Origin of the sequence: Acrocarpospora sp. B8E8 (genome assembly GCF_039871605.1) — a bacterium.
In the GTDB taxonomy this organism is placed as follows: Bacteria; Actinomycetota; Actinomycetes; order Streptosporangiales; family Streptosporangiaceae; genus Acrocarpospora; species Acrocarpospora macrocephala.
In genome coordinates, this window is record NZ_JBDPLV010000026.1 from 46,318 (window position 1) to 72,966 (window position 26,649).

Genomic DNA, 26,649 nt, shown 5'->3' on the forward strand with positions numbered 1-26,649 from the left:
TGCTCTCTAGCCGAAGCCGTGCAGCAAGGTGTCGACGAGGCGGGTGGCCAAGGCGTCGGCGTCCTGGCCTTCGTCCGGTGCCGTCGCAGCCTCGTGAATGAGGGCATAGTAGACGCGGCGCGCCCAGTTGAGGTCAGCGTTAGCGCGGAACAGGCCCGCGTCGCGGGCCCTGCGGAACATCTCGTCGCACCGGTCTCGGACCTCGGCGTGCGTACGTGCGACCTCGGGATCGGCCGAGGTGGTCCGGCTCATCGCGTACCCCCAGTCGATCTTGATGCGGAGTACGTTCGCGGTCACCTGGTGAAGCGTGACCAGGGCCGGAGCCGTGGTTGTGTAGGCCGACTCGACGGCCTCGGCGAACCGCCGGGTGGCCCAGGCGGTCATCGCGTCGACGAGCGCGTCGCGTGAGGCGAAGCGGCGGTGCACGGTCGTGCGGGCGACCCCGGCGGCCTCGGCGATCTGCTCCATGCTCGCCGCCGGGTTCCGGCTGAGGACGCGTTCGGCCGCCTCCAGGATCGTCCCCATGGTCCGCTCAGTGTCCGAGCGCATCTTGCTCACTTCGCCAGGCTACATCAACGTCCTCGTTTGGAAGAAACTTGCAACATCAATGTTGCATCTTATAGCGTCGGCGCATCGGAGATGTTGCGAGTGGAGGGAAGGGATCTGTCATGGATCTGGGACTGAACGGCAAGACCGCAGTGGTCACCGGCGCCAGCAGAGGGATCGGCCTGACGATCGTTCGGGCGTTGACGAGCGAGGGAGTACGGGTCGTCGCCGGAGCGCGTACGCTCACCGCCGAGCTGAAGGAGACGGGAGCACTCGTCGTGGCCGCCGACCTGGCCACCGCCGACGGCGCCACCACGCTGGCCGAGCGGGCGATGGCCGAGCTGGGCGGCGTCGACATATTGGTGAACAACGTGGGCGGCGGCGAGGGGGAAGGGCAGACCGGCGGGTTCCTCTCCTTCGACGACGAGTACTGGCTGGAGACGTACAAGCTGAACGTCCTCAGCGCGGTACGTGTCACCCGGGCCGCGCTGCCCAGCCTGGTCGAGCGGGGCGGCGTGATCGTGAACGTCTCCTCCAACAGCGCCCGGCAGCCGAGTGCTGGGCCGATCATCTACACGACCGCGAAGGCGGCGCTGACGGCGTTCGGGAAGGCGCTGAACGAGGAGTTCGGGCCCCAGGGCGTACGAGTCAACACGGTCTCGCCCGGCCCGTCGCTGACCTCGATATGGGAAGGAGCACAGGGATACGGCGCGCAGCTGGCCAGGAGGCTGGGGGTGCCGCATGAGGAGCTGCTCCGGGCACTGCCGGGACAGGCGGGTATGACGACGGGCCGGTTCGTCGAGCCCGCCGAGGTCGCCGCACTGGTTGTCTACCTGGCCTCGCCGCTCGCCGGCAGCATCGCCGGGGCTGACTATCTGATCGACGGTGGCGCGATCAAGGCAGCCTGACTACCCGGCGCGATCAGCTCAGAGGGGGCGAGGGATGGCCAACTCGCCCAGTCGTAGCGGCACGGCCTGCTCGGGAGCCGGACCGAGGATGCCACGGCGGCGCCGACTTAGAGCGGGTCCCGCCGCATCTGATGGCCGAGCTCGCGGAGGATCGCCGCGGCCTCGGCCACACGCAAGACTCCGTGCAGCCTAGGCACCTGCGGAACGTGTTCGGTCAAGAGTTGGTGGAGCGCGGGCCGGGGGTAATGAAGCTGCGCGGGTTCGTCAGCGTTTATCAATCCGTTTTCGGTTTCCTGGGTCTGGCGGGGGTGACCGGTTCGCCAGGTGTGGAGTTGGTCGGCGCGCCAGAGAAAGGCGAGGCTCATCCTGACGGATTGCGGGAACCTCGGATCGTTTGGACCGGTTGTTGATGATGCGCCAGGCGATCCCCAGACGGGCGCACGCGTCTCTCTTCCCTGCTCAGATGGCCTGTCAATCACCATCACGCTGGTAAACTGTAGTCACTTGTTCACCATGGGTTTGCATAGGTTTGCCATGGCTGGGGAGGGTTGATGCAGGTCGTCCACGCCTACCGGTATGCGCTCGACCCGACGCCGCGCCAGGAACGTGTGCTCCGCTCCCATTGCGGTGCCGCCCGCCTGGCCTTCAACTGGGGTCTGGCGCGGGTCAAGGCCAATCTGGCCCAGCGGGAGGCCGAACGCTCCTATGGCATCCCTGACGCTCAGCTGACCCCGCCGTTATTGTGGTCGATGTATTCGCTGCGTAAGTCGTGGAACGGTGCGAAGCAGGAGGTCGCGCCGTGGTGGGCGGTGAACTCCAAAGAGGCTTACGCCTGCGGCCTGGACCGGCTGGCCACCGCGTTGACGAACTGGAGTGAGTCCAGGAAAGGCGCCCGTAAGGGTCCGAAGGTGGGCTTTCCCCGGTTCCGGTCCAAACGTAAGAAGGCCATGTCGGTGCGGTTCACCACCGGAGGGATCCGCTTGGACGGCCGGACCCATGTGGTGCTGCCGGTGCTGGGGCGGATCAAAACCCACGAGTCCACCCGTAAGCTGGCCCGCCGGATCGAGGCGGGCACCGCGAAGATCCGCTCGGCCACCGTCCGGCTGGAAGCCGGGCGCTGGCTGGTGTCCTTCTCCGTCCAGATCGAACGCCCCGAGGCAACCCCCGCGCGACCGGAGGCCGTGGTCGGAGTGGACCTCGGGATCAGAACCCTCGCCGTCTACTCCGACGGCCGCCCACCCGCCGCCAACCCCCGGCACCTTGCCGCCGCCTCACGCAAACTGCGCCGCCTGTCCCGCGCGGTCTCCCGCAAGCAGGGCCCGGACCGGCGTACCGGACAGAAACCGTCCGGCCGGTGGCGAAAGACCAATGCCGCCCGCAACCGGGTCCACTATCGGGTGGCCGCGCTGCGCCGCGATGCCATCCACAAGCTCACCACCGGCCTGGCGGGCGAGTACGGCACGCTGGTGGTCGAAGACCTCCACATCGCCGGGATGGTGAAGAACCGGCGGCTGGCCCGCGCGATCTCCGACGCCGGGTTCGCCGAGATCCGCCGCCAGCTCGCCTACAAGACGGCGTGGGGCGGCGGCCGGTTGGTGGTGGCCGGCCGCTGGTTCGCCTCCAGCAAGACGTGTTCCGGATGTGGCGCGGTGAAAGCCAAACTCGCCCTGTCGGAACGCACCTACACCTGTACCGGCTGCGGCCTGATCGTTGATCGCGACGTCAACGCCGCGCTCAATCTGGCTTCCCTGGTGAAGCAGACCGTCGCCGGGAGTGGCCCGGAGACGCCAAACGGACGTGGAGCCGACCATAAGACCCCGCCTGCCGGGGCCGGTGGCCGTGAAACGTCTACCCCGCACCGGGCACCGCCCAGATCAGACGGGGACCTCCGCCCAGCAATGGACGGATCGCTGAGAAACAGTGAAACTCAGTGAACGGAAACTGTCGGAGGTCGGAACAGTTCCTACGTTGTCGCGGATCTGGGGGCTGGGGAGAGCCGTGCCTGTGACGACCAGCAGTTCGGAGTTCTCCGTTTCGGGTCCGGCGTATGACCGGCGTGGGCCGGTGCGCTGGCTCTGGTCCCATCTGCGCCGCCATCCGATGCATCTGGTCGGATTCCTTGGCGGGTCGCTGGTCATGGTGGTGCTCAACGCCGCGGTTCCGCAGCTCACCGGGGTGGCTTTCGACGCCGTGCTGGGCGAGCGGGGGGAGCCGTCGTCCGCGTTGGGCCTGATCGCGCTCACACTCCTGGCGATCGTGGCGGTCCGTGGCCTGTTCGACCTCATCGCGCGGTTGTCGAGTGAGGTTCTGGCCAAGCGGCTGGAGCGCGACGCCCGTGACGAGCTTTATGTGAGCCTGCTCGGCAAGAGCCAGACCTTCCACAACCGGCAGCGGGTCGGCGATCTCATGGCCCGGGCCGCCAATGACATCCGGCAGCTCTCCATCATGGTCACGCCGGGCGCCGATCTGATCGTCGACTCCGGCCTCAACGGCCTGGTGCCCTTCTTCTTCATCGGCCTGATCGACCCGCGCCTCCTGCTGGTTCCCGGAGTCTTCGCGGTCGCCTTCGCCATCTCGCTCTGGCATTACATGCGGCAGCTCAACCCGGTGGCGACCCGCATGCGCGAGCAGTTCGGCGACCTGAACGCGGAGCTGAGCCAGGCGGTGCGCGGCATTGAGGTCATCAAAGTGACCGCGCAGGAGGGGCAGGAGCGGTGGCGGTTCCGGTCCCAAGCGCGCCTCTATCGTGACTCTTTCGTCCGCAACGGTCTCGTCCAGGCCCGCTACCTGCCCACTCTCCTGTTCGCCTTCGCGATGGCAGGGGCACTGTGGCACGCCCTCTCCCTTCAGGGCTCGGGGGCGATCACTATCGGTGAGGTGGTCGCCTTCATGGGGCTCATGGGCATGCTGGGCTTCCCTACGCAGATGTCGATCTTCACTTTCTCGCTGCTGCAGATCGGGATCGTGTCTGCGCGCAGGATCCTGAGCATCGTCAACTCCGAGACGGAGCTGGAGCAGCGGGCCGACGGCCACGCGGCGCCCATCAGCGGCGAGATCGTCTTCGAGGACGTGACGTTCGGCCACGAGGAGGGGGAACCGGTGCTGCGCGGGGTGACGTTCACCGTGCGCCCGGGTGAGACGGTGGCGATCGTCGGCGAGACCGGTTCGGGCAAGAGCACGCTGACGAAGCTGGTCCCCCGGATCTACGACGTCACCTCGGGCCGGATCCTCGTGGACGGCGTCGACGTGCGTGACTGGGATCTCGACTCGCTGCGTTCCCAGATCTCCACCATCGAGCAGGACATCGTGCTCTTCTCCCGGTCGGTGGCCGAGAACATCGCCTTCAGTCAAGGCCAGCGGGCCGATCGCGAGTCCGTGGTCAGGGCGGCGGAGGACGCCCAGGCCGCCGAGTTCGTCGCCGAACTCGACGACGGCTACGACACGGTCATCGGCGAGCGCGGCGTCACTCTTTCGGGAGGCCAGCGCCAGCGCCTGGCCATCGCGCGGGCGCTGCTGACCGACCCGGCGATCCTCGTGCTCGACGACTCGACCAGCGCCATCGACTCCGCCACCGAAGACAAGATCCAGCAGGCGATCGGCCGCGTTCTCGACGGCCGCACCACGCTCATGATCACCCATCGGCTCTCCCAGATCCGCTGGGCGGACAAGGTGCTGCTGCTCAGGCGCGGCGAACTGGTCGACTACGGCACGCACGACGAGCTGCTGACGCGCAGCCGCCTTTACCGGCGCATCTTCGCCCACTACGACGAAGTCACGGACACGGCCGGGGCGCCGGTCCTGGCGAGCGAGCAGGGAGGGGCGCGCTGATGGGCTTCCTCATGGACGGCCTCGACGCCGAAGATTACGACCGCAGCTACCGCGACCGTGACCTGCTCCGCCGGATCGCGTCATACTTCCGGCCGAAGCTTGGTGCGATGTTCCTGGTGGCCGTCATGATCGTGCTGGCCTCGACGAGCCAGGCGGCCATGCCGCTGGTGGCCAGCTGGGGTGTGGACGCGATCGAGGACGGCACGATCGCCGAGGTGGGCTGGCAGCTCACGGCGGCGCTCCTGCTCGCGGGCGCGCTCGGCTGGCTGTTCAACTTCGTGCGGCAGGCCTACAGCGCGAGAGTCACCGGCGACGTCGTCCTCAGCCTGCGCGAAGACGCGTTCGACGCGGTGCTGGAGCGCGATCTCTCGTTCTACGACGAGACGCCGTCAGGCCGGATCGTCAGCCGGGTGACGTCCGACACCGACGACTTCGCCACGGTGTCCACGCTGACGATGGACCTGATCAGCCAGGTGCTGATGGTGGGTTTCGTCACGGTCCTGCTGTTCCTGCGCAGCGTCGAGCTCGCCCTGCTGACCCTGCTGGTGGTGCCGGTCGTGATGGGCCTGGCGCTGCTCTTCCGGCGCCTGGCCAGGGCCAGCACCCGCAGGGCGCAGCGCTCGCTGAGCCGGGTCAACGCCAACCTGCAGGAGACCATGGGCGGCATCGCGGTGGCCAAGAACTTCCGCCAGGAGCAGCAGGTCTACGACGAGTTCCGGCCCATCAACCGGCAGAGCTACCAGGTGACGCTCAAGCAGGGATTCGTCTTCTCCACCATCTTCCCGGTGCTCTTCCTGGTGGCCGGGCTGGCGACGGTCGCGCTCGTGCACCTGGGCGGCACAGCGGTGCTCGCGGGCGGCCTGTCCGCCGGTGACTGGTATCTCTTCCTTCAAGGGGTGTCGCTCTTCTGGTTCCCGCTGACGTCCATCGCCGCCTTCTGGTCCCAGTTCCAGCAGGGCCTGTCCGCTTCAGAGCGGGTCTTCGCGTTGATCGACGCCCCGCCCCGCGTGGTGCAGACCGCCGCGGAGCCCGCCGGGACGCTGGCGGGCCGCATCGAGTTCCAGGACGTCACCTTCGGCTACGATCCGGCCAATCCCGTGCTCCGGGATTTCAACCTGATCATCGAAGCCGGTGAGACCGTGGCGCTCGTCGGCCACACCGGCGCGGGCAAGTCGACGCTCAGCAAGCTGATCACCCGCTTCTACGAGTTCCAGGAAGGCCGCCTGCTGATCGACGATCGTGACGTCCGCACCCTGGACCTGGCCGGCTACCGCAGGCAGATCGGCGCGGTCCCGCAAGTCCCGTTCCTGTTCAGCGGCACGGTCGCCGACAACATCCGCTACCCGAGACCCGAGGCCGACGACGAGGAGGTGCTCACCGCCGCCGCGGCCGTCGGAGGCGGCGACTGGCTCGACGCCCTGCCCCACGACCTGCGCACCGACGTCGGCGAGCACGGCCGCGCCCTGTCCATGGGCCAACGCCAACTCGTCGCCCTGGCCCGCCTGCTCATCCAGGATCCGGCAATCGTGGTCCTGGACGAGGCCACGGCCAGCGTCGACCCACTGACCGAAGCTCAGATCCAAGAAGGGCTCGACCTGGTGCTGGCTGGCCGGACCTCGATCGTCATCGCGCACCGGCTGTCCACGATCGAACACGTCGACCGCATCATCGTGCTGGACCACGGCCAGATCGTGGAGGAGGGCGACCACGCAACCCTCCTGGCTAGCGGAGGCCGCTACTGCCAGGTCTACAACACCTACTTCCGCCACCAGTCCCCCAACTACCGGGCCGGCACCGGATTCGTCCCCGTCGGCAGCAGCCCGGCGCCGCGATAGCAGGCCGCGCCGCCGAGTGACCATGGCTTGGCGCGTGCCCCCGATCCGCCCCGCCTGCGAGGGTCACTCACATGTAGCGCAGAAGCGGGCCGGAGGTGACGCCGCGCCGATCCCCCCGCCCCGCCCCGCCTGCGAGAGTCATTCGCCCGCGCGGAAGGCGGCGGCGGTATCTCCAGGACTCCCCGGTTTTCTTGCGATCGCTAGTCTTTCGCCGCCCACGGCCTCCGTGGGCAACCAGACCCGCCTGAAGATCGGCCATGCTGGTGATCAACAACTGCGGCGATCACGCCTCGAATAGGTGAGACAAGCGGCTCGCGTGGCGGTAGCTGGACGTCCTTGGTTCGCCTGTGATGCGACGAATGAGCTCGATCATAATTGGCCGACGTCAGAGCGAGGTCGTCCCGACAGGGCCGATCCAGCGCAGGTCTGGCAGGTTGACGACGATCGCCTCCTGTGTGGTGCGCGCGATGACGACCACAGCTTCCTCTTCGGAGTCGGGGTTCTCCTCGCGGTGCGGCACCCACGGCGGAACATAGATGTAGTCACCGGGACCGGTGCGCAGCGTGGTCTCGCGTGGCTCGCCGTCGTCGGTCTCGTCGAGGAAGACGAACTGCGGATGGCCGCTGACCACGTAGATCCCGGTCTCGGAGCGGCCGTGGTGGTGGTTGGCGGACGCGGTGGCCGGTGCGACGTGGGTCTGCCCCATCCACAGGTTCTCCGAGCCAACGGTCCGACCGGACACCGCCTCCAGTCGCCGCATGCCCTCGGTCTGCGCCGTCTGCCCAGACAGGGACTCATGCTTCACCTGGTACAGACTGCGGTGGAATCCGTCTTCAGAGGCAATCACGTGCGGCCCTTTCGATAGCGCGCCAACGATACGACACCGAGGCCACGCTCTCGCTGCCATGAAACAGGTTTCAGCCCCGATGGATACCCGCCCGGGCAACAGGTGCTCACCGCGCTGACGCCCGCGCCGTCGGTACGGTGGCGGCGACCACGGGACAGCGCCGCCCGCCACGTCCGCACCCTCATGACCGTCTCGTTCAGTCTAACTACCTGAAACTCAGGATCACCTACGGGGCCAGCGAGGGCACCGACGGGCCACTTCGGAATCCGTCGCTCACCCGAACGCTTTCGGGAGGGACAGCATGCCGCTGTGAAACATGAATACGATGATCAGGTAGAAATCCCCGCGGGCCGGAATCCGCTCAGCCAGGCCGACCAAAGCTTGAGTCATCGAGGCTGGTTCTCGCTCATCGGTACGGCTCCCGCCTGCCTTCGCGGAGCCGCGCACGTTCGGCTAACTCCTCCAGCGCACGCGGCGATTCAGGTAATGTCCGGATGGTGAAGCTGGCTTCCCGAATCGCCGCAGCTGGAGTCTGTTTGGTCATGCTGACGGGGTGCTCCGAAGCGCAACCGCCAACACTCGCGATGGCGACCCAAAATTTGGTGACCGATGGGGAAGAACTTCTCGCGTCTTACCTGATCCAACGCGTGGGGCAGTTCCGGATAACCGAAAAAGCCGAGAAGGATTCAGACACCGCCTGTGTCCCTGGGTCGAAACAACGGTTCTTTCGCGCGCAAGCGAACTTCCTCAACCCAGAACGGCCAGATCCTGGTGCCGCGGCGGGGGCCGTACAAGCCCAGCTTGGCGTGATGAGCTACGACAAACTAGTTGACGATCTTGATTTTTGGGACAACGACCTGTCCGTGGCCGTCTTCCACAAGCCCGAATCCGCAGTGACATTCATGGTCGCAGCACGGATTACCGAACCGCACATCCTGATCGTCGGTAAGACCGATTGCATCAAGCCCGAGGAGTGACAGTCGCTGTCAGGGCGTGGGCAGCATCGCGGTCGCGCGAAGGTGTTCGGCCGTCCGCCGAAGATTCCGCGCGGTCGCCCGGCAAGTCTCGATAAGCTCGGCAATCCCCGCGTCGAGAGGACGTGCCACGTTGGCGAATCTGTCCGCAGCGACTCCGAGCCAGTAGCCATCGCTGCTCCCTGATGCTAGGGGGATGCCCTTGAAAACTAGCTCAAGCTCTCCGGCACGGCTTTCGAAAATCGTCGCCAGAGCCTCCTTCTCCGCGGCCTCCTGAAGAATCCGGTGTGGATTGTCCGCCACGATCTCATCCTCCCCGGGCTTGGAGAGCCTTTACCAGCGCAGGGTAGAGGCGTCCTTGGAATGCCTGCCGGAGCAGTTCCCAATCTTCAATCGTGAGTGGATCATGTCCATGCCGTGCCAGCGAGTCCTGCAGTTCCTGCATCTCCAGGTCGATGATCCTCCCGGCGACGACGTCAGCCGTGTCCGAGGTTCGTGAGCCCAGATAATCCTGGACGAGATCAGCCAGCGCGCCTTTCGGGCCACTCGTAGCGTGATCGATGGCGGTGCTATCTAGCGGTGTGGCCTTCTTGGCGGCCCAGTTGACGCCGAAAGTCACCGGCAGCAGAGCGGCGTCGCTGAACGCGTCGAGGAACTCGTCGTCGCTGAACTCCGCGTAGGTGGAACCACCCAGCAGCAGGTTGGAGAGACCACCTGCCTCAGCGCTCACGCGAGTGTATCTGGCACGCTTCTCCGGGTCAGGGTTGAAAGGATGCACCTTGCCGATTTCAAGACGCTGGACATAAGCCTGGAAGTCGGCCTGCAATCGCTTGGCGGCGGCGGGGTCCAGCATGAGCGCGCCAACAAAACGAGCCGCCACGTCCTCGTGCAGGCCCTTCCACACACCGTGCGGGACAATGCCCAGCTCAGGAGACGTCGCCTGAACTTGACCACGGGCCAGTTCGCCCAGATAGGGAGCCAGCCGCTCTGCCAGCACCTTATTGAGCGAGGAGTCCCTGAATGAGGCGAAATGACCTGCAGGATCCTCCGTGCCGTCATAGCCGACCCCATTGATCAGGTTGACCCAGGCCCTCTCCCGCGTCGCCGCCGAGCCGATGCCGGGGTCCAGCGCGCGATCCAAGGCCGTGGCGAGCAGGGCAGAGAATTCGCTGGTCCCACTACCCCGGACCAACTCCGGCCGCAGCAACTGCCCGGCTATCTCCTCGTGCTCGGCCAGGAGCTTCTGCAAAGCCCCGGAGTTGACGGTATAGGCGCGTAAAACCAGGACACTGTTCCAGTCCGGGCCCATCATGAGGGGCGCCGAACCTGTGGCACGCGAGCCGAACTGGCGAACGCCGACCTCGTTGAGGAAGGCCCCGGAGGGGCGGGCGAGCGCCACCATGGCCGACAAGGTGGCTGGATCGGCGTGCGCCAGCACGTTTTCCCGCCAGCCCGCCGGAAGACGGCCGGATGCCTCCGCAGTGGTGAAGGCGATCGCCAACGCCCCCAGGGACTCCTGTGCCGTGTCCCATACCTCCGCGCGAAGACCGCGGCGCGGGCCCGCGGCGTGGAAATCCATCCACTTCCCGAAGATCGTGTGCACCGTCTCGACCCCGCCCAGCGCGTGTAGGAACGCCGCCGCGTAGGCGGGATCACGCGTCTCGTCGAGACCGGCGGCTGCCAGTTCCGCATCCACCTTCGCCCAAGACCGCAGCGTGTCCTCATTCAGGTGGGCGGCCAGCACGTCGGCCAATGCCGTACCCGCGCGCTTCCCCGCCGCAGCTGCCTGCTCCTGGCTCGCGAATGGCAAACTCACCGTCGTCAGCCCGAGCGGCCGTTCGGGCAGCACCTGCTGCAGAACCTCAAGACGCCACCGCAAGTCCGCCTGCGAGTCATGAAAGAACGCCCACGCCCGGTGCATCGCCGTAACCCCGCCCGCACCGGCCCAATCCGCGCCCGCCTCGGCGATCGCGGCCTCCAACCCCGGCCGCACCCCCGCCAGAACGCTCTTCCCCGATTCCAGCCGCCGGATCAACGCTTGCACCCCGGCTGGGTCCATCCCCATGAACTCGGCCACCGCGCCTCCCGCACCAGAGACTAATCAGCCAGGCCCTGGTGGTCCGCAAGACCAACGACATGGAGTCCCAGGTACTTAAAGAGTTGCTATGGGGCTACATGGGTGAGTGCCAGTCCGATCGTCTTCAATGCTTGCGATCAAGCACCTGTGCGTCTCAGCATCCGAGAAACTCCGTCAACCTGGCCGTGCGGGGGGTTCCTGGTCAGGGTGGTGTAGCGGGTGGTTAGGTCGCGTTCGGCTTTTTCGGTGAGGGTGCCGAGGAGGCGGAGGCGGGAGAGGCCGCCGTCGGGGTAGATGTCGAGGCGGGCGTGGGTGATTTTGCGGGGGCTGTCGAGGCGGAAGCGGTGGGGGGTGTCGGGTTGGAGGCGGGTTTTGGGGAGGAGGGGGAACCACTTCGCGGTGGTGGGGGGGATTTCGGCGCGGGAGTCGGTGGCGGTGATGGCGGCCCAGCCGGGGGCGTTGAAGAGGAGGTTGGTGGTGTCGAGTTCGGCGATGGCGACGCGGCCGGGGGCGGGGAGGCGGACGATCAGCCAGTCGTTGGCGTTGTCGCGGCGGCGGGCGGTTTCCCAGCCTTCTGACTGGTTGCGGGGCAGGCCGGGGGCGATGACGTTGGCGGGGGTGGAGTAGAACTCGTTGGAGCAGGCGACGATGGTCGCGCCGTTCTGGAGGGCGGCCAGGTCGATGGTGAGGCCGGTGAGGAAGCGGGGGTCGGGGACGACCTCGCCGTGGACGCGGAGGCGGGCGACGCCGCCGTCGGGGAAGATGTTCAGGCGGACGTGGGTGAAGCGGCGGGGGTCGGCGACCTCGAATTCGTGGGCCGTGTCGCCGTCCAGGGCGGCTTTGGGGACGATTTCCACCCAGTCGGTGAGTTCGACGGGGGCGAGGTGGCCGTCGGCGGCGCAGGCTTCGACGGAGGCGTACGGCGGGTAGTTGCCCTTGAACCAGGCGGTGTCGATCACGATGCCTTTGATCACGCCGGGGAGGCCGAGGCGGATGATCGCCCAGTCGAAGCCGGGGGCGCGGCGGCGGCGGGTTTCCCAGCCGTCGTAGACCTGGCCTTTGGAGCCGAAGGTGTGGGCTTGGAAGAGCGGGTTTCCGGGGCGGATGAGAGCTTCGCGTTCGGCGAAGGATTCGTCGTTGGCGGCGATGACGGCGCCTCCATACGTCCGCAACGCCAAGTCCGGAAATTTCGTGAAATCAGCCATTGGTGCCTCCAAGGTTGGTCATGTCCGCCCAACCGAGTGCGGTCGTGATTGGTGCGCTGCCCCCGGCACTACAGCGGGCCGGGCGACAGTCCTGCGTGATCATGTTGGCTGGTCCAGAGCGCGGCCGTCGTGAATGGCATGCTGCGCCCGACCGCGAAAAACAGGCACGACCGTGGGTGATCATGCTGGCTGGTCCAGAGCGCGGCCGTCGTGAATGGCATGCTGCGCCCGAGCACGAAAGACAGGCACGACCGTGGGTGACCACGTTGGCTGGCCCTGAGCGAGACCGTCGCAAATGGAGTGCTGCGCCCGAGCGCGAACGACGGGCACAGTTCTGCGTGATCATGGTGACTGTCCGGAGTGGGAGCTTCGCGAATGGCGCGGTGCGTGCGAATGCCAGTGACGGGTCGTGATTTCGCTTGATCATGATTGGTGGTGTGGAGAGAAGAGGAATTGGCCCTGTGCCTGGGCGTCGATGGTTTGGCCGCGTAGCCAGGTGGTTTGGACGATGCCGGTGAGTTTGTGGCCGTCGTACGGGGTGACGGGGTTCTTGTGGTGGAGTTTGGTGGCGTTCACGGTGAACTTGCCGGTGGGGTCGAAGGCGACCAGGTCGGCGTCGTTGCCGATGGTGATCGTGCCCTTGGTGGGGAGGCCGACCAGGGCGGCGGGGGCGGTGGACATCCACTTGGCGACGTCTGGGAGGCCGTACCCGCGGGAGAGGGCTTCGGTCCAGATGATGGGGAGGCCGAGTTGGAGGGAGGCGATGCCGCCCCAGGCGGAGGTGTAGTCGTGGGTGGTCAGGCCTTTGAGGTCGGCGGGGCAGGGGGAGTGGTCGGAGACGATGCCCATGAGGGTGCCGGTGGCGAGGCCGTGCCAGAGGGTGTCGCGGTTGGTGGATTCCCTGATGGGAGGGCAGCACTTGAAGGCGGGGCTGGTGACGTCCTCGGCGCTGAGGGTGAGATAGTGGGGGCAGGTTTCGGCGGTGACGCGGATCCCGGACTGCTGGGCGCGGCGGAGGGGCTCGACGCAGGATCCCGCTGAGATGTGGACGATGTGGGCGCGGCAGCCGGTCAGGACCGCCGCGTCGATCACGCGTTCGACCGCGCGGAGTTCGGCGTCCTGGGTGCGTGAATCCAGGAATTCTGGATATGTCGGGCCGAGGGGGTCGGTGAGGGTGGCGGGGTCTTCCGCGTGCACGATCAGCAGGCCGTCAAGGGTGGCGAGGCGGCGCATCGCCTTGATGAGCTGGTCGGGATCGAGGGCGGGGAACTCGTCGACGCCTGATGGCGAGAGGAAACATTTGACGCCGAAGACGCCGGCGGCGAGGAGGGGTTCGAGGGCGTCGAGGTTGGCGGGGATCGCGCCGCCCCAGAAGCCGACGTCCACGTGGCACTGGCCCTCGGCGGCCTTCTTCTTGATCTCCAGGGCGTACACCGTGGTCGTGGGCGGGAGCGAGTTGAGCGGCATGTCGACGATCGTGGTGACTCCCCCGGCGGCCGCCGCCCGGGTCGCGGACGCGAAGCCCTCCCAGTGGGTACGCCCGGGTTCGTTCACGTGTACGTGCGTGTCCACGAGGCCGGGCAGCAGCGCGACCTCGCCGAGATCCACCGTCTCCCGCGCGGGCGGCGGTTCGTGGTAGCCCGCGAGGGCCGCGATCCGCCCATCCCGTACGGCTACCGTCAGCGCCCGCTCCCCATCCGGAAGAACCACGCGCCGGGACCGCACAACCAGGTCGAACTCACTCACCGATATCCCCAACCACCAGCGCCCGATCCGGGACAACCGCCCACCCAGACCGTACGACCCGGTCGAGCTGACTCACCAATCCCCCAACCGCCAGCGCCCAACCCGGGACAACCGCCCGCCGAGACCGTACGACCCGGTCGAGCTCACTCGATCCCCCAACCACCAGCGCCCGATCCGGGGCAACCGCCCACCCAGACCGTACGACCAGGTCGAACTCACTCACCAATGTCCTCCAACCGGGTCGTGGCGATACGTACAGCGAGACGTTCCAGTAGCGGACCTGGCGTGGTCATGCAGACCTGGACGTCGGGTTCGATGTCGGTCAGTGCGTACGCCTCCTCGATGCCGGCCTTGCGGAGGGCCTCGTCCGAGATGGTGCGGCGGCCGCAGACGGCGACGACGGGGACGCCGTGGCGGGCGGCGGCGTTGGCGACGCCGATGGGGGCCTTGCCGCGCAGGGACTGCTCGTCGAGGGAACCCTCGCCGGTGATCACCAGGCGGGCGCCTTGGACGTGGCGGTCGAAGTCGAGCAGGTCGAGCAGGTATTCGATGCCTGGCCGGATCTCGGCGTGCAGGAAGGCGAGTGCCGCGAATCCGACGCCGCCGGCGGCTCCCGCTCCAGGCTGCCCGGCCACGCCCATGCTGCGGACGACGCCGTCATGCTCGATCGCCCCGGCGAGTCCGTGCGTGTGCGCGGCGACGGCCGCCAATCGGGCCAGCCCGGCCTCCAGGACCTTCACCTGGTCCGGATCCGCCCCCTTCTGCGGCCCGTAGACGGCGGCCGCCCCGAACGGCCCGAGCAAGGGATTGTCCACATCGCTGGCGACCACGAACTCCAGCCCGGCGACAGCATCGCTCGCATGATGATGCCCACCCCCAGCCTCATGTCCTGAAATTTCGCGAATTCCCGCCATAAATCCGGAAATGTCGATGTGGGTGAGGTCGCGGAGCGCCCCTCCCCCGAACGGGAGCTCATTGCCGGTTTCGTCCAGGAATCGTGCGCCGAGCGCCTGGGCCAGCCCGACGCCTCCGTCCGTGCAGGCGCTCCCCCCGAGCCCGAGCACGATCCTCCGCGCCCCACCCCGAACCGCGTGCGCGATCAACTCTCCCGTCCCATAACTCGTCGCCGCCAGCGGCGCGAGCCCCCCGGACAACCTCCGCAACCCAGACGCGTCAGCCATCTCGATGACCGCCGTCTCCCCCTGAGTCGCGTACGAAGCCACCACCCGCTCCCCCGTCGGCCCCGTGACCTCAACCTCTACCCGTACGAACCCACAAGCCACGACAGCGTCCACGGTCCCATCGCCCCCATCCGCCACCGGAAGCAGCACGGCGGGCACCCCCAGTCCCGCGGCCACATGAGCGGCCACCTCCGGCGCGGTCAGCGACCCCTTGAACTTGTCCGGCGCGATGACGACGTGATCTCTCTTGTCGTGATCTCTCATGACGGCGACCTCAGACTCGGCAGCGGATGACCCCTCATCATCCCGCCCCCGGCGACGCCCGCCCCACCCAGCCCACCATGATCAGTTCGCCAGCAGCCGCCGATGCGCCACCGCCCCCGCCTCGGCGGCGACCTGATCGCTCACAGTCCGCAACTCCCCGTCCTCGACCACGGTCTTCCCCCCGACGATCAACCGAGCCAGTGGCGGCGTCTGCCCGTACGCGAACGCGACCACCGGATCGTCGATCGCGGCATAGAACCCATCCACCCGCCACAACGCGACATCAGCGAGCTTGCCCACCTCCAGCGACCCGATCTCGTCCGCCCGCCCGAGACACCGCGCCCCGCCCATGGTGGCCATCTCCAGCGCCTGCCGCGCGGTCAGCGCGTCCGGCCCGTACCGGGCGCGCTGGAGCAGCATGGCCATCCTGATCTCCCCAGCCAGCGGCGTCATCTCGCTGGAGGCCGCGCCGTCCACCCCCAACCCGACCGGCGCGCCCGCCCGCATCAACTCGCTCACCCGGGCGATCCCCGCGCCGAGCCGCCCGTTGGAGGACGGGCAGTGCGCGGTCCCCGTGCCGGTCGCCGCGAAACGCCGGATGTCGTCATCGGTGAGGTGCACGCAGTGCGCCAGCCACACATCAGGCCCGAGCCAGCCGAGCGACTCCAGATACTGCACGGGCAGCATCCCGAACTGCTCCTTGCAGTGCTCGTCCTCGTCCAGCGTCTCCGCCCCGTGCGTGTGCAGCCGCACCCCCATCGACCGCGCCAGCTCAGCCGACTCGATCATCAACTGCCCGCTCACCGAGAACGGCGAGCACGGCGCGACCGCGATCCGCAGCATCGACCCGAACGACGGATCATGATATTTCCGGACTGCCGCTTCCGTAGCGCTCAGGATGTCGTCCATCGACTCGACGACCTCGTCCGGCGGCAGCCCACCCTGCGACCGCCCCCGATCCATCGACCCCCGCCCCGGATGGAACCGCAGCCCCACCTCCCGCGCCGCCTGAATCTCCGCGTCGAAGAGATCCCCACGCCCCTTCGGAAAGATGTAGTGATGATCGGACGCCGTCGTGCACCCCGACTTCGCCAGCCACCCCAGCCCCGCCGTCGCCGCCCCGTGCACGACCTCGGCGTCCATCCGCCCCCACAGCCGGTAACTGGCCACCAGCCACTCGAACAACGTCCCGTCCGGCGTCACCCCCTGCGACGCCCACTGGTACAGATGATGATGAGTGTTGACAAATCCAGGCGTCGCCAGGCGCCCCCGCCCATCGACGCGTTCCCCTTCCCCCTCGTACGGCCCCGCACCCACCGCCGCGATCCGATCCCCATCAATGGCGATATATCCGGACGGAATCTCCGCCCCGGTCACCGGCACGACGTACACGTTCTCGATGACGATCACGACGCGGCCTTCCTGGCGGCCGCCAGCCGTACCGCGTCAAGGATCTTCTCGTAACCCGTGCACCGGCACAGGTTCCCCGCCAGCGCCTCCCTGATCTCCGCGTCCTCCGGCACCCCGGACGACGACGCGATCAGCGAGTGCGCCTGCACGATCAGCCCCGGCGTGCAGAACCCGCACTGCACGGCCCCGCACTCGACGAACGCGCGCTGCACCTGATCTAGATCGTCCCCGTCGGCCAGCCCTTCCACGGTGATCACGGAGCGGCCCTCGGCCTGCCCGACGGCGACCAGGCAGGCACACACCGGCACGCCATCCAGATAGACCGTGCAGGACCCGCATTCACCCTGCTCACAAGCGTTCTTCGCACCCGGAAGCCCCAGCCGCTCACGCAACGCGTACAGCAGGCTCTCGCCCTCCCACACGTCGTCGGCGGTCATCGCCTCGCCGTTGACGGTCACGTTCACCCGCATCAGGTCCCCCTGTATTCCGTCCAGGCCCAGCCAAGCGTGCGCCGCGCCATCACGGCCAGCGCGTGCACCCGGTAGTCGCGGCTCCCCCGCACGTCGTCGATCGGCGACGCCGCCTGAGCGACCAGCTCGCCGAACCGGCGCACGGTCTCCGGCGGCACCGCAGACCGCCCCGCCCAGTCCAGCTCCCCCGCCAGGAACTCCTCGGCTTCGATGGCCCGGCGCGGGGTCGGCGCCGCCGAGCCGATACCGGTCCCGACCGCGCGCCGGCCCGGGTGCAGGGCGATCGCGAACGAGCAGACCGCGATCACCATCGCGTTCCTGGTTCCGATCTTGGAGAAGTACTGCGGGCCATCCGCGTACGGCACCCGCACGGCGCGAATCAGCTCATCTGGTTCGAGCGCGTTGCGCTTGACCCCCGTGTAGAAGTCACCGATCCGAATCATCCGGACACCGCGCACCGACTCGGCCTCGACGATCGCGTCCGAGGCCAGCAACGGCGGATGGCTGTCCCCGGCCGGGGAGGCCGCGCCCAGATTGCCCGCCACCGTCCCCCGGTTGCGGATCTGCGGCGACCCGACCGTGCGGGACGCCTGCGCGAGCCCCGGCAGCCAGCTACCCAACTCGTCGATGAGCCGCGTGTAGCTGACCCCCGCCCCGATCCGCAGCCAGCCGTCCTCGGACGTCCAGTCCCGGAGCTCGGCGATCGGGTTGAGGTCGAGCAGCGCGGCCGGACGCCCCTTGTCCAGGTTGATCTCGACCATGACGTCGGTGCCGCCCTGGATGGGCGTGGCCTCCGGGCGTTCGGCCTTGACGGCCAGCGCCTCCGCCCAGGTGGTGGGTCGCAGGAAGTCCATGGCCTACTCCCAGGCCGGTCCGGCGTCGGGCGCGCCCTCGCGCAGCACCGCACCCTCGATCAGCCCGTACGGACGATCGGCCGCGAAGAACACCTCACCGTCGTTGTCGAGCCCGAACGGCGACAGATCGGCCAGGAAGTGGTGCTTGTTCGGCAGTTCGAGCCGGACTTCGGCGATCTCAGGGCATTCGGTGAGGACGCGGGAGCCCATCGCGTACAGGGTCTGCTGCAGGGACAGGCTGTAGGTGTCGGCGAACGCGGCCATCAGCGCTTGGCGCGCCTTCTCGTAGGACTTGTCCCAGTCCGAGGTGCCAGAGTGCCGCCACGTCGCCGTCACAGCCGTCGCCAGGATGCGGTCCCTGGTCTCCGGCAGGGTCGTGTACTCGTCCCGGACGAAACCCCAGAACTCGGAATTGGTGGTGTTGAGCAGGACCAGATCCTTCAGCCCGGAGACCACCCACGCCTGGTCGCCGTCGTAGTGCACGACGCAGGTGCGGGTCTCGCGGCCGTTGCGGGCGAAGGAGTGGCCGCCACGGCGGTCCCAGCCGTACTCGTCGATGGCCACCCGCGCCCGGTGAATGGTCGGCTGGGAGTCGACGAAGTGCCGGGCCAGCAGCAGCGCGAAGTCCTCGGCCGCGCCGATGCCGTGCTTCTTGGCGAACGCGAACACCGTGTTCTTCTGCGTGTCGGTGGCCAGGATGGCGGCGTTGTCGCCGGACAGGTGCACGTCGGTCATGTCGCCGGACAGCGCCGTGCTGACGTTGAGGTCCTTGATGTGGTGGGCGTCGCCGTGCTTGGTGACGCGGACCACCCGGGTCTCGGCCTTGCCGTACCGGTTCGGGCCCAGGACGAACAAAACTAACTCCCCCGATATGTCGAGTAGCCGAACGGGCTCAGTAGCAGCGGGACGTGGTGATGCGCGGTGGCGTCGCCGATCGTGAAGACGATGCTGACCTCCGGGAAGAACGCGTCCTCGCCGAGGTAGCCGGCCGTGTCGAAGACCAGCCGGTAGGTGGCCTCGTCCAGCTTGCCGGTCCACTCCCGGCCGAGCGGCGACCACTCCCTGATCCGGCCGTCCTCGTCGGTGCGGCCCTCCGCCAGCGGCACGAACCCGTGCGCGGCCCGGCAGGACAGGCGGACGAACACATCCTTGGCGGGGCATCCGCGCGCGGTGTCGAGCACGTGTGTCGAGAGTGTCATCGGCCCTCCCACAGCTTGGCCAGCCGGAGCTTGACGATCTTGCCGAGCTCGTCTCTGACGATCTTCCGTTCCACGTCCGGGTCGTTGGCGAGGCGGGCCAGCAGCAGGTCGAGCATCTCCTCGGCGGGGCGGCCGGTGGCGCAGATCAGGTAGACGTGGCCGAACCGCCGCTCGTACGCCTCGTTGCCCTGGCGGAGCGCGCCCAGGATGGCGGCGTCGGCGTGTGCCGTGCCGGCCTGTTCGGAGCGGGACCAGGACGCCTCGCGATCGGCCCCGGCGGCGCGGTCCCCGATCCTGGGGTGCGCGGCCAGCGCCTCCAGGACGTCCTCCCAGCTTAGCCCGGCCAGCGCCGCCTCCCCCGCCGCCGTCAGCTCCCCCACAGTCCGGTACGGCGCGAGCGCCAGCACCGCGTCGGCCCACCGCGGGGACGCGCAGCAGGCGAGCAGGTCAGGGCGGCCGAATTCGCGCATGGGAGCAAGTAGACACCGCCACCGGCGGCCAGGGCTAGGAACCGGAACTCCGAGCCTGCGGCCCTGTCGACTGGCCGGTTTTGTAGCTTGCTCCAACTACGCTGGAGCCCACTATGACGAACAATCCCATTGGCGGGCACGTGTCCGTCGCGGGCGGGCTGGCCACCGGCGGCCTGCGGTACGCGGCCGAGATCGGCGCCGAGATGATCCAGGTCTTCGTCACCAACCCGCGTGCGTGGGCGGTGAACGAGGGCATTCCCGCTGAGGACGCCAAACTCCGTGAGGCGGGGCTGCCGGTTTTCGCGCACACGCCGTACATGGTGAATTTCGGTTCGCCGACCGAGGCCACCATGACCGGCTCGGTGACGCTGGTCCGGCACACGCTGCGGCGGGGCGCCGAGATCGGCGCGCGAGGCGTGGTCGTGCACACCGGGTCCGCGGTCAGCCAGACGCGGGAGGCGGCGCTGCGGCAGGTGCGCGAGCAGTTGCTGCCGCTGCTGGACGAGATCCCGGACGACGGGCCCGACCTGCTGCTCGAGCCGATGGCCGGGCAGGGGCAGATGTTGTGCGCGACCGTCCAGGATCTGGGGCCCTACCTGGAGGCGCTGGACTTCCATCCGCGGGCCTGTATCTGCCTGGACACCTGCCACATGTTCGCCGCCGGTCACGATCTGGCCGCCCCCGGCGGGGTGGCGAAGATGCTGGAGGAGCTGAACCAGGTGGCGCCCGGCCGGCTGAAGCTGATCCACGCCAACGACTGCAAGGACGTGTGCGGGTCGAAGAAGGACAGGCACGAGAACATCGGGGCCGGTCACATCGGCGCGCAGCCGTTCGCCGACCTGATGCGCCATCCGGTCGCGGACGGGGTGTCGCTCTGCATCGAGACGCCCGGCAAGGCCGACAAGCACCGCGAGGACATCGACCTGCTGAAGAAGCTGCGCGGGTGACGGGAACGCCCGCGGCCCTCGATCCGGCCTCCCCCCGTATGGCCGGATCGTGGCCGCCGCCGCGGGCGCTCCCGTCGCTCCGCGCCGCCGTCCTACCCCCCCGAGTGAGGCCGGCGGCGCGGCTCGCGAGGCGAAACATTACGGCGCGTGATCAGAGGGGTGAAACCCGCTTCGGACGAGTGGTCGGAAGTTCGCGTTCTGCGGGTCCGGCTACCACGACGAGCGGCTTCCGGTGAGCGACGAGCGGTCGATTTCCGGCGTCGCCAGTTCCTCCGGCAGGTGCATCCTGGCCAGCAGCGCGGCCGTGCCCGCGGGCACCCGATGCCGCGTGACCAGCGAGATCGCCACCATGACCGCGAACGCGGCGGGCACCGCGACCAGCGCGGGGTAACGCCAGAGGGGCGTGAAAGAGGGGCTGGCGAATCGCACGGCCACCAGCGCGGCCGTCACCCCCGCCCCGGTGAGCAGCCCGGCCAGCGCGCCAGGCACGGACAGGCCCCGCCACCACACGCCCAGCACCAGCAGCGGGCACAGCGTGGCCGCCGACAGCCCGAACGCCAGCAGCACCAGCAGGATCGACGCCCCCGGCGGGGTGGCCCAGACGAGCACGAGAGCGCCCCCGGCGACCAGCAGCACCCCGCGCCGGAAGCCGCCCACGCCGCCGTTGAACAGGCTGGTGGAGAGCGTGCCGCCGACCGCCACCAGCACCCCGCAGGAGGTCGCCAGGAACGCCGCGAAGGCTCCCGCCGCCAGCAGCCCGGTCAGCACATCCCCGAGCCATCCTGGGGCCATCAGGGAGGGCAGCAGCAGGAGCACCTGGTCGGTGGGGATCCGGGGCGGCGCGTACCAGCGGCCCAGCAGGCCGTACACGGCGGGCATCACGGAGAACACGCTCAGCATGGCCAGCACCCCCACCACGGTACGGCGAGCCGCCCGGCCGTCCGGATTGGCATAGAAGCGCACCACGATGTGCGGCAACCCCATCACCCCCAGCGCCGAGGCCGTCAGCACGGTCACCAGGCCCAGCGTGGACGGATCACCGGCCCCGGCCAGCGTCTGCGTGACATACACCGGGCCCGACGGCGGGTGGCTCGGACGGTTCCACCAGATCACCCCGAGCACGGCCGCCACCCCGGCCAGCGAGCCGAGCTTGAACCAGAACTGCAGCGCCTGCACGCCGGTGCTGCTGCCCATCCCGCCCGCCAGCGCCACCACCAGCACGACGACGGTGACGGCCAGCCAGCCGGTCCACGGCGGCAGGCCGGTCAGCAGCCGCAGCACCAGCCCGGCCGCGTGCAGCTGAGCCACCAGGTGGACAAGCCCGATGAACAGGACGAGCACGGTCACCACCCGCCGCACGTGCACCGAACCCAGCCGCCACTGGGCGAAGTCGGCCAGCGTGTACGTCCCGGACCTGCGCAGCGGCGCCACCACCAGCACGAGCAGCACGACGAACCCGGCCGCGGCCCCCACCGAATACCAGAGCATCGGCCGCCCGTGCGCCGCGATCAGCCCGACCAGGCCGAGATACACGGCGGCGGAGGTGTACTCCGAGCTGATCGCCGACGCGTTCCACCAGGGCCGGACCGCGCGGGCCGCGACGTAGAAGTCCGCCGGGGTCGAATACCGCCGGGGCCGTATCGTGCCGACCACCACCGACGCCACCAGCACGCACACCACCCCGCCCAGCGTCGCCGCCACGGCAGTCCACATCAGCCCTCCCGCTCCCGGGCCTCGGCGCGCTCCGCGCGGCGGACATGCCACCAGGCCACCGCCACCCAGATCGGCGGCACGCCCGCCCCAAGGATCACCCAGGTCGCCGCGGACCCTCGCGGGAGCACCGCCAGCAGCGCGGGCAGGGCCGCGAAGACGCCCGCCACCACCGCCAGCGTGCGCAGCGCCTCGCGGAGCTGGCGGCGCATGATCGAAGCCGTCAGGGCGTCGTCGCGCTCGGCGCGGGTCACTGCCCGTCCCCGCCGCGGTACTGGCGGACGAGCTGCTCGCGGACCTGGCGGGTGTGGCGGCGGCTGACCGGCAGGGTCTCGGTGCCCACCCGGAGCAGCGCCCGGCCCGCGTCGAAGCGGAGCTCGCTGACGTGCCGGGCGTTGACCAGCGTGCTGCGGTGGGCGCGGATGAAGCCGGAACCGGCCCAGCGGCGTTCCAGCGCGCTCAGCGACATCCGCACCAGGAAGCCGCCGTCGGCGGTGTGCAGCCGCACGTAGTCGCCCTGCGCCTCGGCGTACCAGACCGCCTGCTGGGGGATGAAGCGGGTCCGGCCGCCCAGCTCCACGGGGATCACGTCCATGACCGCCTCGTCGGCGCCGGGCGCGGCGATGGCCGCGGACAGGCGGCGGACCGCTTCGGTCAGGCGCTCCGGACGCACCGGTTTGAGCAGGTAGTCCACCGCTTCGAGCTCGAACGCCTGCACCGCGCAGTCGTCGTGCGCGGTCACGAACACCAGCCGGGGCGGGGCGGGGAAGCCGCCGATCAGGCGGGCCAGGTCGAGGCCGTTCAGGCCCGGCATGCGGACGTCCAGGAAGACGCCGTCCAGCCGCTCCCCCGCGCCGATCATCTGGACCATGTCCTGCAGCGCCTTCACGCCGTCGGGGGCCGTGGCCACATGCCCCACCCGCGCGTCCTCGCGGAGCAGGTAGGACAGCTCCGACAGCGCCGGCGCCTCGTCGTCAACGGCCAGAACACGCAGCATCTGCACACCGTGCCGCGCGCGCGGCGCGACCGCAAGCGACACGCCAGCATTCAGTAATCATTTGACTACAACGAGCCATGGGCCGGGCGATATTTCGGTACTCGCAGCCGGATCCTGGTGCCCTTCCCCGGCGCGGTCTCGACCACGAGCCCGTACGCCTGGCCGTAGATCTGCCGCAGCCGCGAGTCCACGTTGCTGAGCCCGATCCCGCCCTCGTGATCCTCGGCCAGCACGGCCCGCACCCGGCCCGGCTCCATGCCCACCCCGTCGTCCTCGATCGAGATGTGCGCCTCAGGACCGGCGTCCCTGATCACCACCCGCACCTCGCCCGGCATGCCGTGCTTGATCGCGTTCTCCACCAGCGGCTGCAGGCACAGGAACGGCACCGGCACCGCCAGCACCTCCGGCGCGACCTGCACGCTGAACCGCAGCCGGTCGCCGAACCTGGCCCGCTCCAGCAGCAGGTAACGGTCCACGCAGGTCAGCTCGTCCGCCAGGGTGGTGAAATCCCGGGCCCGGCGCAGCGAATACCGGGCGAAATCCGCGAAGTCCACCAGCAACTCCCGCGCCCGCTCCGGATCCGTACGGACGAACGACGCGATCGTCGTCAGCGAGTTGTACACGAAATGCGGGGAGATCTGTGCCCGCAACGCCCGGGTCTCCGCGGCCACCGCCCGCCGCCGCGACTGATCCAGCTCGGCCAGCTCCAGCTGCCCCGACACCCAGCGAGCGACCTCGATCACCGTCCGCACCAGCGCCGCGGTGACCTCGGCGTCAGAGGCGACCAGCGCCCCCACCACCCGCCCGGCCACCATCAGCGGCACCACCACGCCCCCGTCCACCAGGTGGGTCCGCCCGCTCGCCAGCACCGCCCGCGCCCCCGCCAGCGCCTGCGCGTCACCAGGCCGCCGCTCCCCCGCCCCCGCGAGCACCTGGTCGGTCGAGGTCACCACCAGCGACGCCGTCCCCAGCAGGCACCGCAGATGCCGGACGGCCTTGCGCGCCGACTCCCGGGTCAGACCCGTACGCAACGAGGGCGCGGCCCGCCCCGCGACCCGCAACGTGGCGAACGCGGCCGGCTCACCCGCCGGGGGCCTGCGCCGGGAGACCCAGAACCCGGACAGGCCACAGAGCGCGCACACGAGTAACCACACGGTGACGGACACGCGGGCCACCGTAGCGGCAGGCGGCCCGCTAGGGCGGTCCCTCGCCCGGGTCCTCCTGGTATGAGTACCGCTGCTCCCGCCAGGGGTCGGCGATGTTGTGGTAGCCGCGCTCCTCCCAGAAGCCGCGCCGGTCCTCGGTCAGGTATTCGATGCCGCGCACCCATTTGACGCTCTTCCACGCGTACAGGTGCGGCACGACCACCCGGACCGGGAAGCCCCGCTCGGGGCTCAGCGGCTTGTCGTCCAGGTCGGTGGCGAACAGGGTGGTCTCGCGGTCGAAGTCGCTCATGCGGAGGTTGGCGCTGTAGCCGTACTCCGCCCAGACCATGACATGCCGCACGCCGGGCGCGGGGGGCACCGCCGCCAGCAGGGCGCGCGCCGGGATGCCCGCCCACTCGTTCCCCATGATCGAGAACTTGGTCACGCAGTGGAAGTCGGCCATCACGGTGGTCCGCGGCAGGGCCGCGAACTCCTCCCACGTGTACGCGGGCGTCTGCCCGCCGGCCGTGGCGCCGAAGACCTGGAAGCGCCACGTCTGCGGCCGGAACGCCGGCACTCTGCCGTAGTGGATGACCGGCCTGCCGCGCGGAATGTACTGCCCGGGGGGCAGGCGGCTCTCCTCCTCAGGAAACTCCGGCACCCGCCCATCCTGCCATCCACCAGAAAGCGCTCACCCACCGGGTCATTTCCCGCCATCTCACACGTTGATCAACTCACTGGCCGGACCGGAGGGAGTGCGATATATTTCTCACATGCGTAGTGTCGCGGTGCCCAGGTGCTGCCCTTCATCGAGGTCAAAATGAGAACAGCTACGCATGTGAGAAATATGTCAACTTCTTCGTTTTGGTATGGCGACGGACCCGTGAGGACCGTTCGCCACCGCGTGTTGCGCTAGCAGCCAACGGCGAACGAAAGCCCCGGGTCCGGATCGGACTCGGGGCTTTCCGCGTATGAGGAGAGAAATCATGGTCATCGTCATGGCCCCCACGGCCACCCTTGAGGACATCGAGGAGATCGTCTCCCTGGTCGGCACGGCGGGGGGTGAGGCGTTCGTGTCGCGCGGCGTGAGCCGTACCATCATCGGGCTCATCGGGGATGTGGAGCGGTTCACGGCGCTCAACCTGGGCGGGCAACGCGGGGTCGCCGAGGTGATGCGGGTGTCGACGCCGTTCAAGCTGGTGAGCCGGGAGAACCATCCGGAACGGTCGACGATCCGGGTGGGCGGGGTGCCGATCGGTCCTGACACGGTCACGCTGATCGCGGGGCCGTGCGCGGTGGAGACGCCGCAGCAGACGCTTGAGGCCGCCCAGATGGCGAAGGCGGCGGGGGCGTCGCTGCTGCGCGGGGGCGCGTACAAGCCGCGGACCTCGCCGTACGCGTTCCAGGGGCTGGGCGAGGCGGGCCTGCGCATCCTGGCGGAGGTGCGGGAGCAGACCGGGTTGCCGATCGTCACCGAGGTGATGGACGCCCATGACGTGCCGCTGGTGGCCTCCTACGCGGACATGCTCCAGGTCGGCACCCGCAACACGCAGAACTTCGCGCTGCTGCAGGCCGTCGGCAAGGCCGGGAAGCCGGTCATGCTCAAGCGCGGCATGAGCGGCACGATCGAGGAATGGCTGATGTCCGCCGAGTACATCGCCCAGCGCGGCAATCTCGACATCGTCCTGTGCGAGCGCGGCATCCGCACCTTCGAGACCGCCACCCGCAACACCCTGGACGTCTCCGCCGTCCCCGTCGCCCAGCGCCTCTCCCACCTGCCGGTCGTCATCGACCCGTCGCACTCCGGCGGACGCCGCGACCTGGTCCTCCCCCTCACCCGCGCCGCCATCGCGGTCGGCGCGGACGGCATCATCATCGACGTGCACCCCCACCCGGAGCAGGCCCTGTGCGACGGCCCCCAAGCCCTCGTCGACGGCGACCTCCACGACCTCGCCGAGATCATGCGCACGTTCCCGCCCCTGATGGGCCGCACCCAGGTCAGCGACGCCCTCCCCGCTTGACGATCCCTGGCCCCG

At 68.9% G+C, this 26,649-nt stretch carries 25 protein-coding genes; 7 read left to right on the forward strand and 18 right to left on the reverse strand.

Features of this window, described 5'->3' with window-relative positions; genetic code table 11:
- Positions 1–6: 6 nt before the first annotated feature.
- Positions 7–549 carry a helix-turn-helix domain-containing protein gene (locus tag ABGB08_RS24475; protein WP_347594222.1) on the reverse strand — a complete coding sequence of 181 codons (543 nt, stop codon included), beginning with the start codon at positions 547–549 and terminating at the stop codon, positions 7–9.
- A gap of 119 nt (positions 550–668) precedes the next feature.
- On the opposite strand from ABGB08_RS24475, the gene ABGB08_RS24480 reads away from it, so the two are divergent.
- The 4 genes from ABGB08_RS24480 (at position 669) to ABGB08_RS24495 (ending at position 7,117) form a co-directional block, all read left to right on the forward strand.
- Positions 669–1,454 carry an SDR family NAD(P)-dependent oxidoreductase gene (locus ABGB08_RS24480; protein WP_347594063.1) on the forward strand — a complete coding sequence of 262 codons (786 nt, stop codon included), beginning with the start codon at positions 669–671 and terminating at the stop codon, positions 1,452–1,454.
- Positions 1,455–2,005: 551 nt separating this feature from the next.
- A complete protein-coding gene (gene tnpB, locus ABGB08_RS24485) occupies positions 2,006–3,388 on the forward strand; it encodes an IS607 family element RNA-guided endonuclease TnpB (protein WP_347594065.1) in 1,383 nt (460 codons plus the stop codon).
- A 64-nt stretch (positions 3,389–3,452) separates the two neighbouring features.
- Complete coding sequence (locus ABGB08_RS24490; RefSeq protein ID WP_347594067.1) at positions 3,453–5,282, forward strand: ABC transporter ATP-binding protein; 1,830 nt, start codon at positions 3,453–3,455, stop codon at positions 5,280–5,282.
- A complete protein-coding gene (locus tag ABGB08_RS24495) occupies positions 5,282–7,117 on the forward strand; it encodes an ABC transporter ATP-binding protein (RefSeq protein WP_347594069.1) in 1,836 nt (611 codons plus the stop codon). The genes ABGB08_RS24490 and ABGB08_RS24495 overlap by 1 nt, the downstream gene beginning before the upstream one ends.
- Before the next feature lie 385 nt (positions 7,118–7,502).
- On the opposite strand, the gene ABGB08_RS24500 is transcribed toward ABGB08_RS24495, so the two are convergent.
- Entirely contained in the window at positions 7,503–7,922 is a 420-nt protein-coding gene (locus ABGB08_RS24500; RefSeq protein ID WP_347594071.1) for a cupin domain-containing protein, read from the reverse strand.
- A gap of 536 nt (positions 7,923–8,458) precedes the next feature.
- Between ABGB08_RS24500 and ABGB08_RS24505 the strand changes: the two genes are divergently transcribed.
- Positions 8,459–8,941 (forward strand): hypothetical protein, encoded by a 483-nt coding sequence (locus ABGB08_RS24505; RefSeq protein WP_347594073.1) that lies wholly within the window; start codon positions 8,459–8,461, stop codon positions 8,939–8,941.
- A gap of 9 nt (positions 8,942–8,950) precedes the next feature.
- Here ABGB08_RS24505 and ABGB08_RS24510 read toward each other — a convergent pair whose 3' ends face one another.
- The 11 genes from ABGB08_RS24510 to uraD all read right to left on the reverse strand — a co-directional run bounded on the left by ABGB08_RS24510 (position 8,951) and on the right by uraD (position 19,814).
- Positions 8,951–9,241 carry a hypothetical protein gene (locus tag ABGB08_RS24510; protein ID WP_347594075.1) on the reverse strand — a complete coding sequence of 97 codons (291 nt, stop codon included), beginning with the start codon at positions 9,239–9,241 and terminating at the stop codon, positions 8,951–8,953.
- Positions 9,242–9,245: 4 nt separating this feature from the next.
- Positions 9,246–11,015, reverse strand: a complete 1,770-nt coding sequence (locus tag ABGB08_RS24515) for a hypothetical protein (RefSeq protein WP_347594077.1) — start codon at positions 11,013–11,015, stop codon at positions 9,246–9,248.
- Positions 11,016–11,152: 137 nt separating this feature from the next.
- Entirely contained in the window at positions 11,153–12,220 is a 1,068-nt protein-coding gene (gene alc, locus ABGB08_RS24520; RefSeq protein ID WP_347594079.1) for an allantoicase, read from the reverse strand.
- Positions 12,221–12,643: 423 nt separating this feature from the next.
- Entirely contained in the window at positions 12,644–13,972 is a 1,329-nt protein-coding gene (allB, locus tag ABGB08_RS24525) for an allantoinase AllB (protein ID WP_347594224.1), read from the reverse strand.
- A gap of 209 nt (positions 13,973–14,181) precedes the next feature.
- A complete protein-coding gene (locus ABGB08_RS24530) occupies positions 14,182–15,411 on the reverse strand; it encodes a glycerate kinase (protein WP_347594081.1) in 1,230 nt (409 codons plus the stop codon).
- An 81-nt stretch (positions 15,412–15,492) separates the two neighbouring features.
- A complete protein-coding gene (locus ABGB08_RS24535; RefSeq protein ID WP_347594083.1) occupies positions 15,493–16,821 on the reverse strand; it encodes an 8-oxoguanine deaminase in 1,329 nt (442 codons plus the stop codon).
- Positions 16,818–17,291: a (2Fe-2S)-binding protein gene (locus ABGB08_RS24540; protein WP_347594085.1), complete on the reverse strand. Its 474-nt coding sequence runs from the start codon at positions 17,289–17,291 to the stop codon at positions 16,818–16,820. The genes ABGB08_RS24535 and ABGB08_RS24540 overlap by 4 nt, the downstream gene beginning before the upstream one ends.
- On the reverse strand, positions 17,291–18,145 hold the full coding sequence (locus ABGB08_RS24545) for a xanthine dehydrogenase family protein subunit M (RefSeq protein ID WP_347594087.1): 855 nt from the start codon (positions 18,143–18,145) through the stop codon (positions 17,291–17,293). The genes ABGB08_RS24540 and ABGB08_RS24545 overlap by 1 nt, the downstream gene beginning before the upstream one ends.
- Before the next feature lie 3 nt (positions 18,146–18,148).
- Positions 18,149–19,000, reverse strand: a complete 852-nt coding sequence (gene pucL, locus ABGB08_RS24550; protein WP_347594089.1) for a factor-independent urate hydroxylase — start codon at positions 18,998–19,000, stop codon at positions 18,149–18,151.
- Positions 19,001–19,002: 2 nt separating this feature from the next.
- Complete coding sequence (gene uraH / locus ABGB08_RS24555; RefSeq protein ID WP_155335348.1) at positions 19,003–19,344, reverse strand: hydroxyisourate hydrolase; 342 nt, start codon at positions 19,342–19,344, stop codon at positions 19,003–19,005.
- Entirely contained in the window at positions 19,341–19,814 is a 474-nt protein-coding gene (gene uraD / locus ABGB08_RS24560) for a 2-oxo-4-hydroxy-4-carboxy-5-ureidoimidazoline decarboxylase (protein ID WP_347594093.1), read from the reverse strand. Before uraD ends, uraH begins: the two co-directional genes overlap by 4 nt.
- Positions 19,815–19,927: 113 nt before the next feature.
- Between uraD and ABGB08_RS24565 the strand changes: the two genes are divergently transcribed.
- On the forward strand, positions 19,928–20,761 hold the full coding sequence (locus ABGB08_RS24565) for a deoxyribonuclease IV (protein WP_347594095.1): 834 nt from the start codon (positions 19,928–19,930) through the stop codon (positions 20,759–20,761).
- A 210-nt stretch (positions 20,762–20,971) separates the two neighbouring features.
- Here ABGB08_RS24565 and ABGB08_RS24570 read toward each other — a convergent pair whose 3' ends face one another.
- The 5 genes from ABGB08_RS24570 to ABGB08_RS24590 form a co-directional block, all read right to left on the reverse strand.
- Entirely contained in the window at positions 20,972–22,474 is a 1,503-nt protein-coding gene (locus tag ABGB08_RS24570) for a cation acetate symporter (protein ID WP_347594097.1), read from the reverse strand.
- The gene (locus ABGB08_RS24575; protein ID WP_347594099.1) at positions 22,474–22,725 is read right to left on the reverse strand and encodes a hypothetical protein; all 252 of its coding nucleotides are present in this window, start codon (positions 22,723–22,725) and stop codon (positions 22,474–22,476) included. The genes ABGB08_RS24570 and ABGB08_RS24575 overlap by 1 nt, the downstream gene beginning before the upstream one ends.
- Positions 22,722–23,468: a LytTR family DNA-binding domain-containing protein gene (locus ABGB08_RS24580; RefSeq protein WP_347594101.1), complete on the reverse strand. Its 747-nt coding sequence runs from the start codon at positions 23,466–23,468 to the stop codon at positions 22,722–22,724. The genes ABGB08_RS24575 and ABGB08_RS24580 overlap by 4 nt, the downstream gene beginning before the upstream one ends.
- A 65-nt stretch (positions 23,469–23,533) precedes the next feature.
- A complete protein-coding gene (locus ABGB08_RS24585) occupies positions 23,534–24,634 on the reverse strand; it encodes a histidine kinase (protein ID WP_347594103.1) in 1,101 nt (366 codons plus the stop codon).
- A 28-nt stretch (positions 24,635–24,662) separates the two neighbouring features.
- Positions 24,663–25,274 carry a sulfite oxidase-like oxidoreductase gene (locus tag ABGB08_RS24590; protein ID WP_155355791.1) on the reverse strand — a complete coding sequence of 204 codons (612 nt, stop codon included), beginning with the start codon at positions 25,272–25,274 and terminating at the stop codon, positions 24,663–24,665.
- A gap of 325 nt (positions 25,275–25,599) precedes the next feature.
- On the opposite strand from ABGB08_RS24590, the gene aroF reads away from it, so the two are divergent.
- Positions 25,600–26,634 carry a 3-deoxy-7-phosphoheptulonate synthase gene (gene aroF / locus ABGB08_RS24595; protein WP_347594105.1) on the forward strand — a complete coding sequence of 345 codons (1,035 nt, stop codon included), beginning with the start codon at positions 25,600–25,602 and terminating at the stop codon, positions 26,632–26,634.
- Positions 26,635–26,649 lie beyond the last annotated feature (15 nt).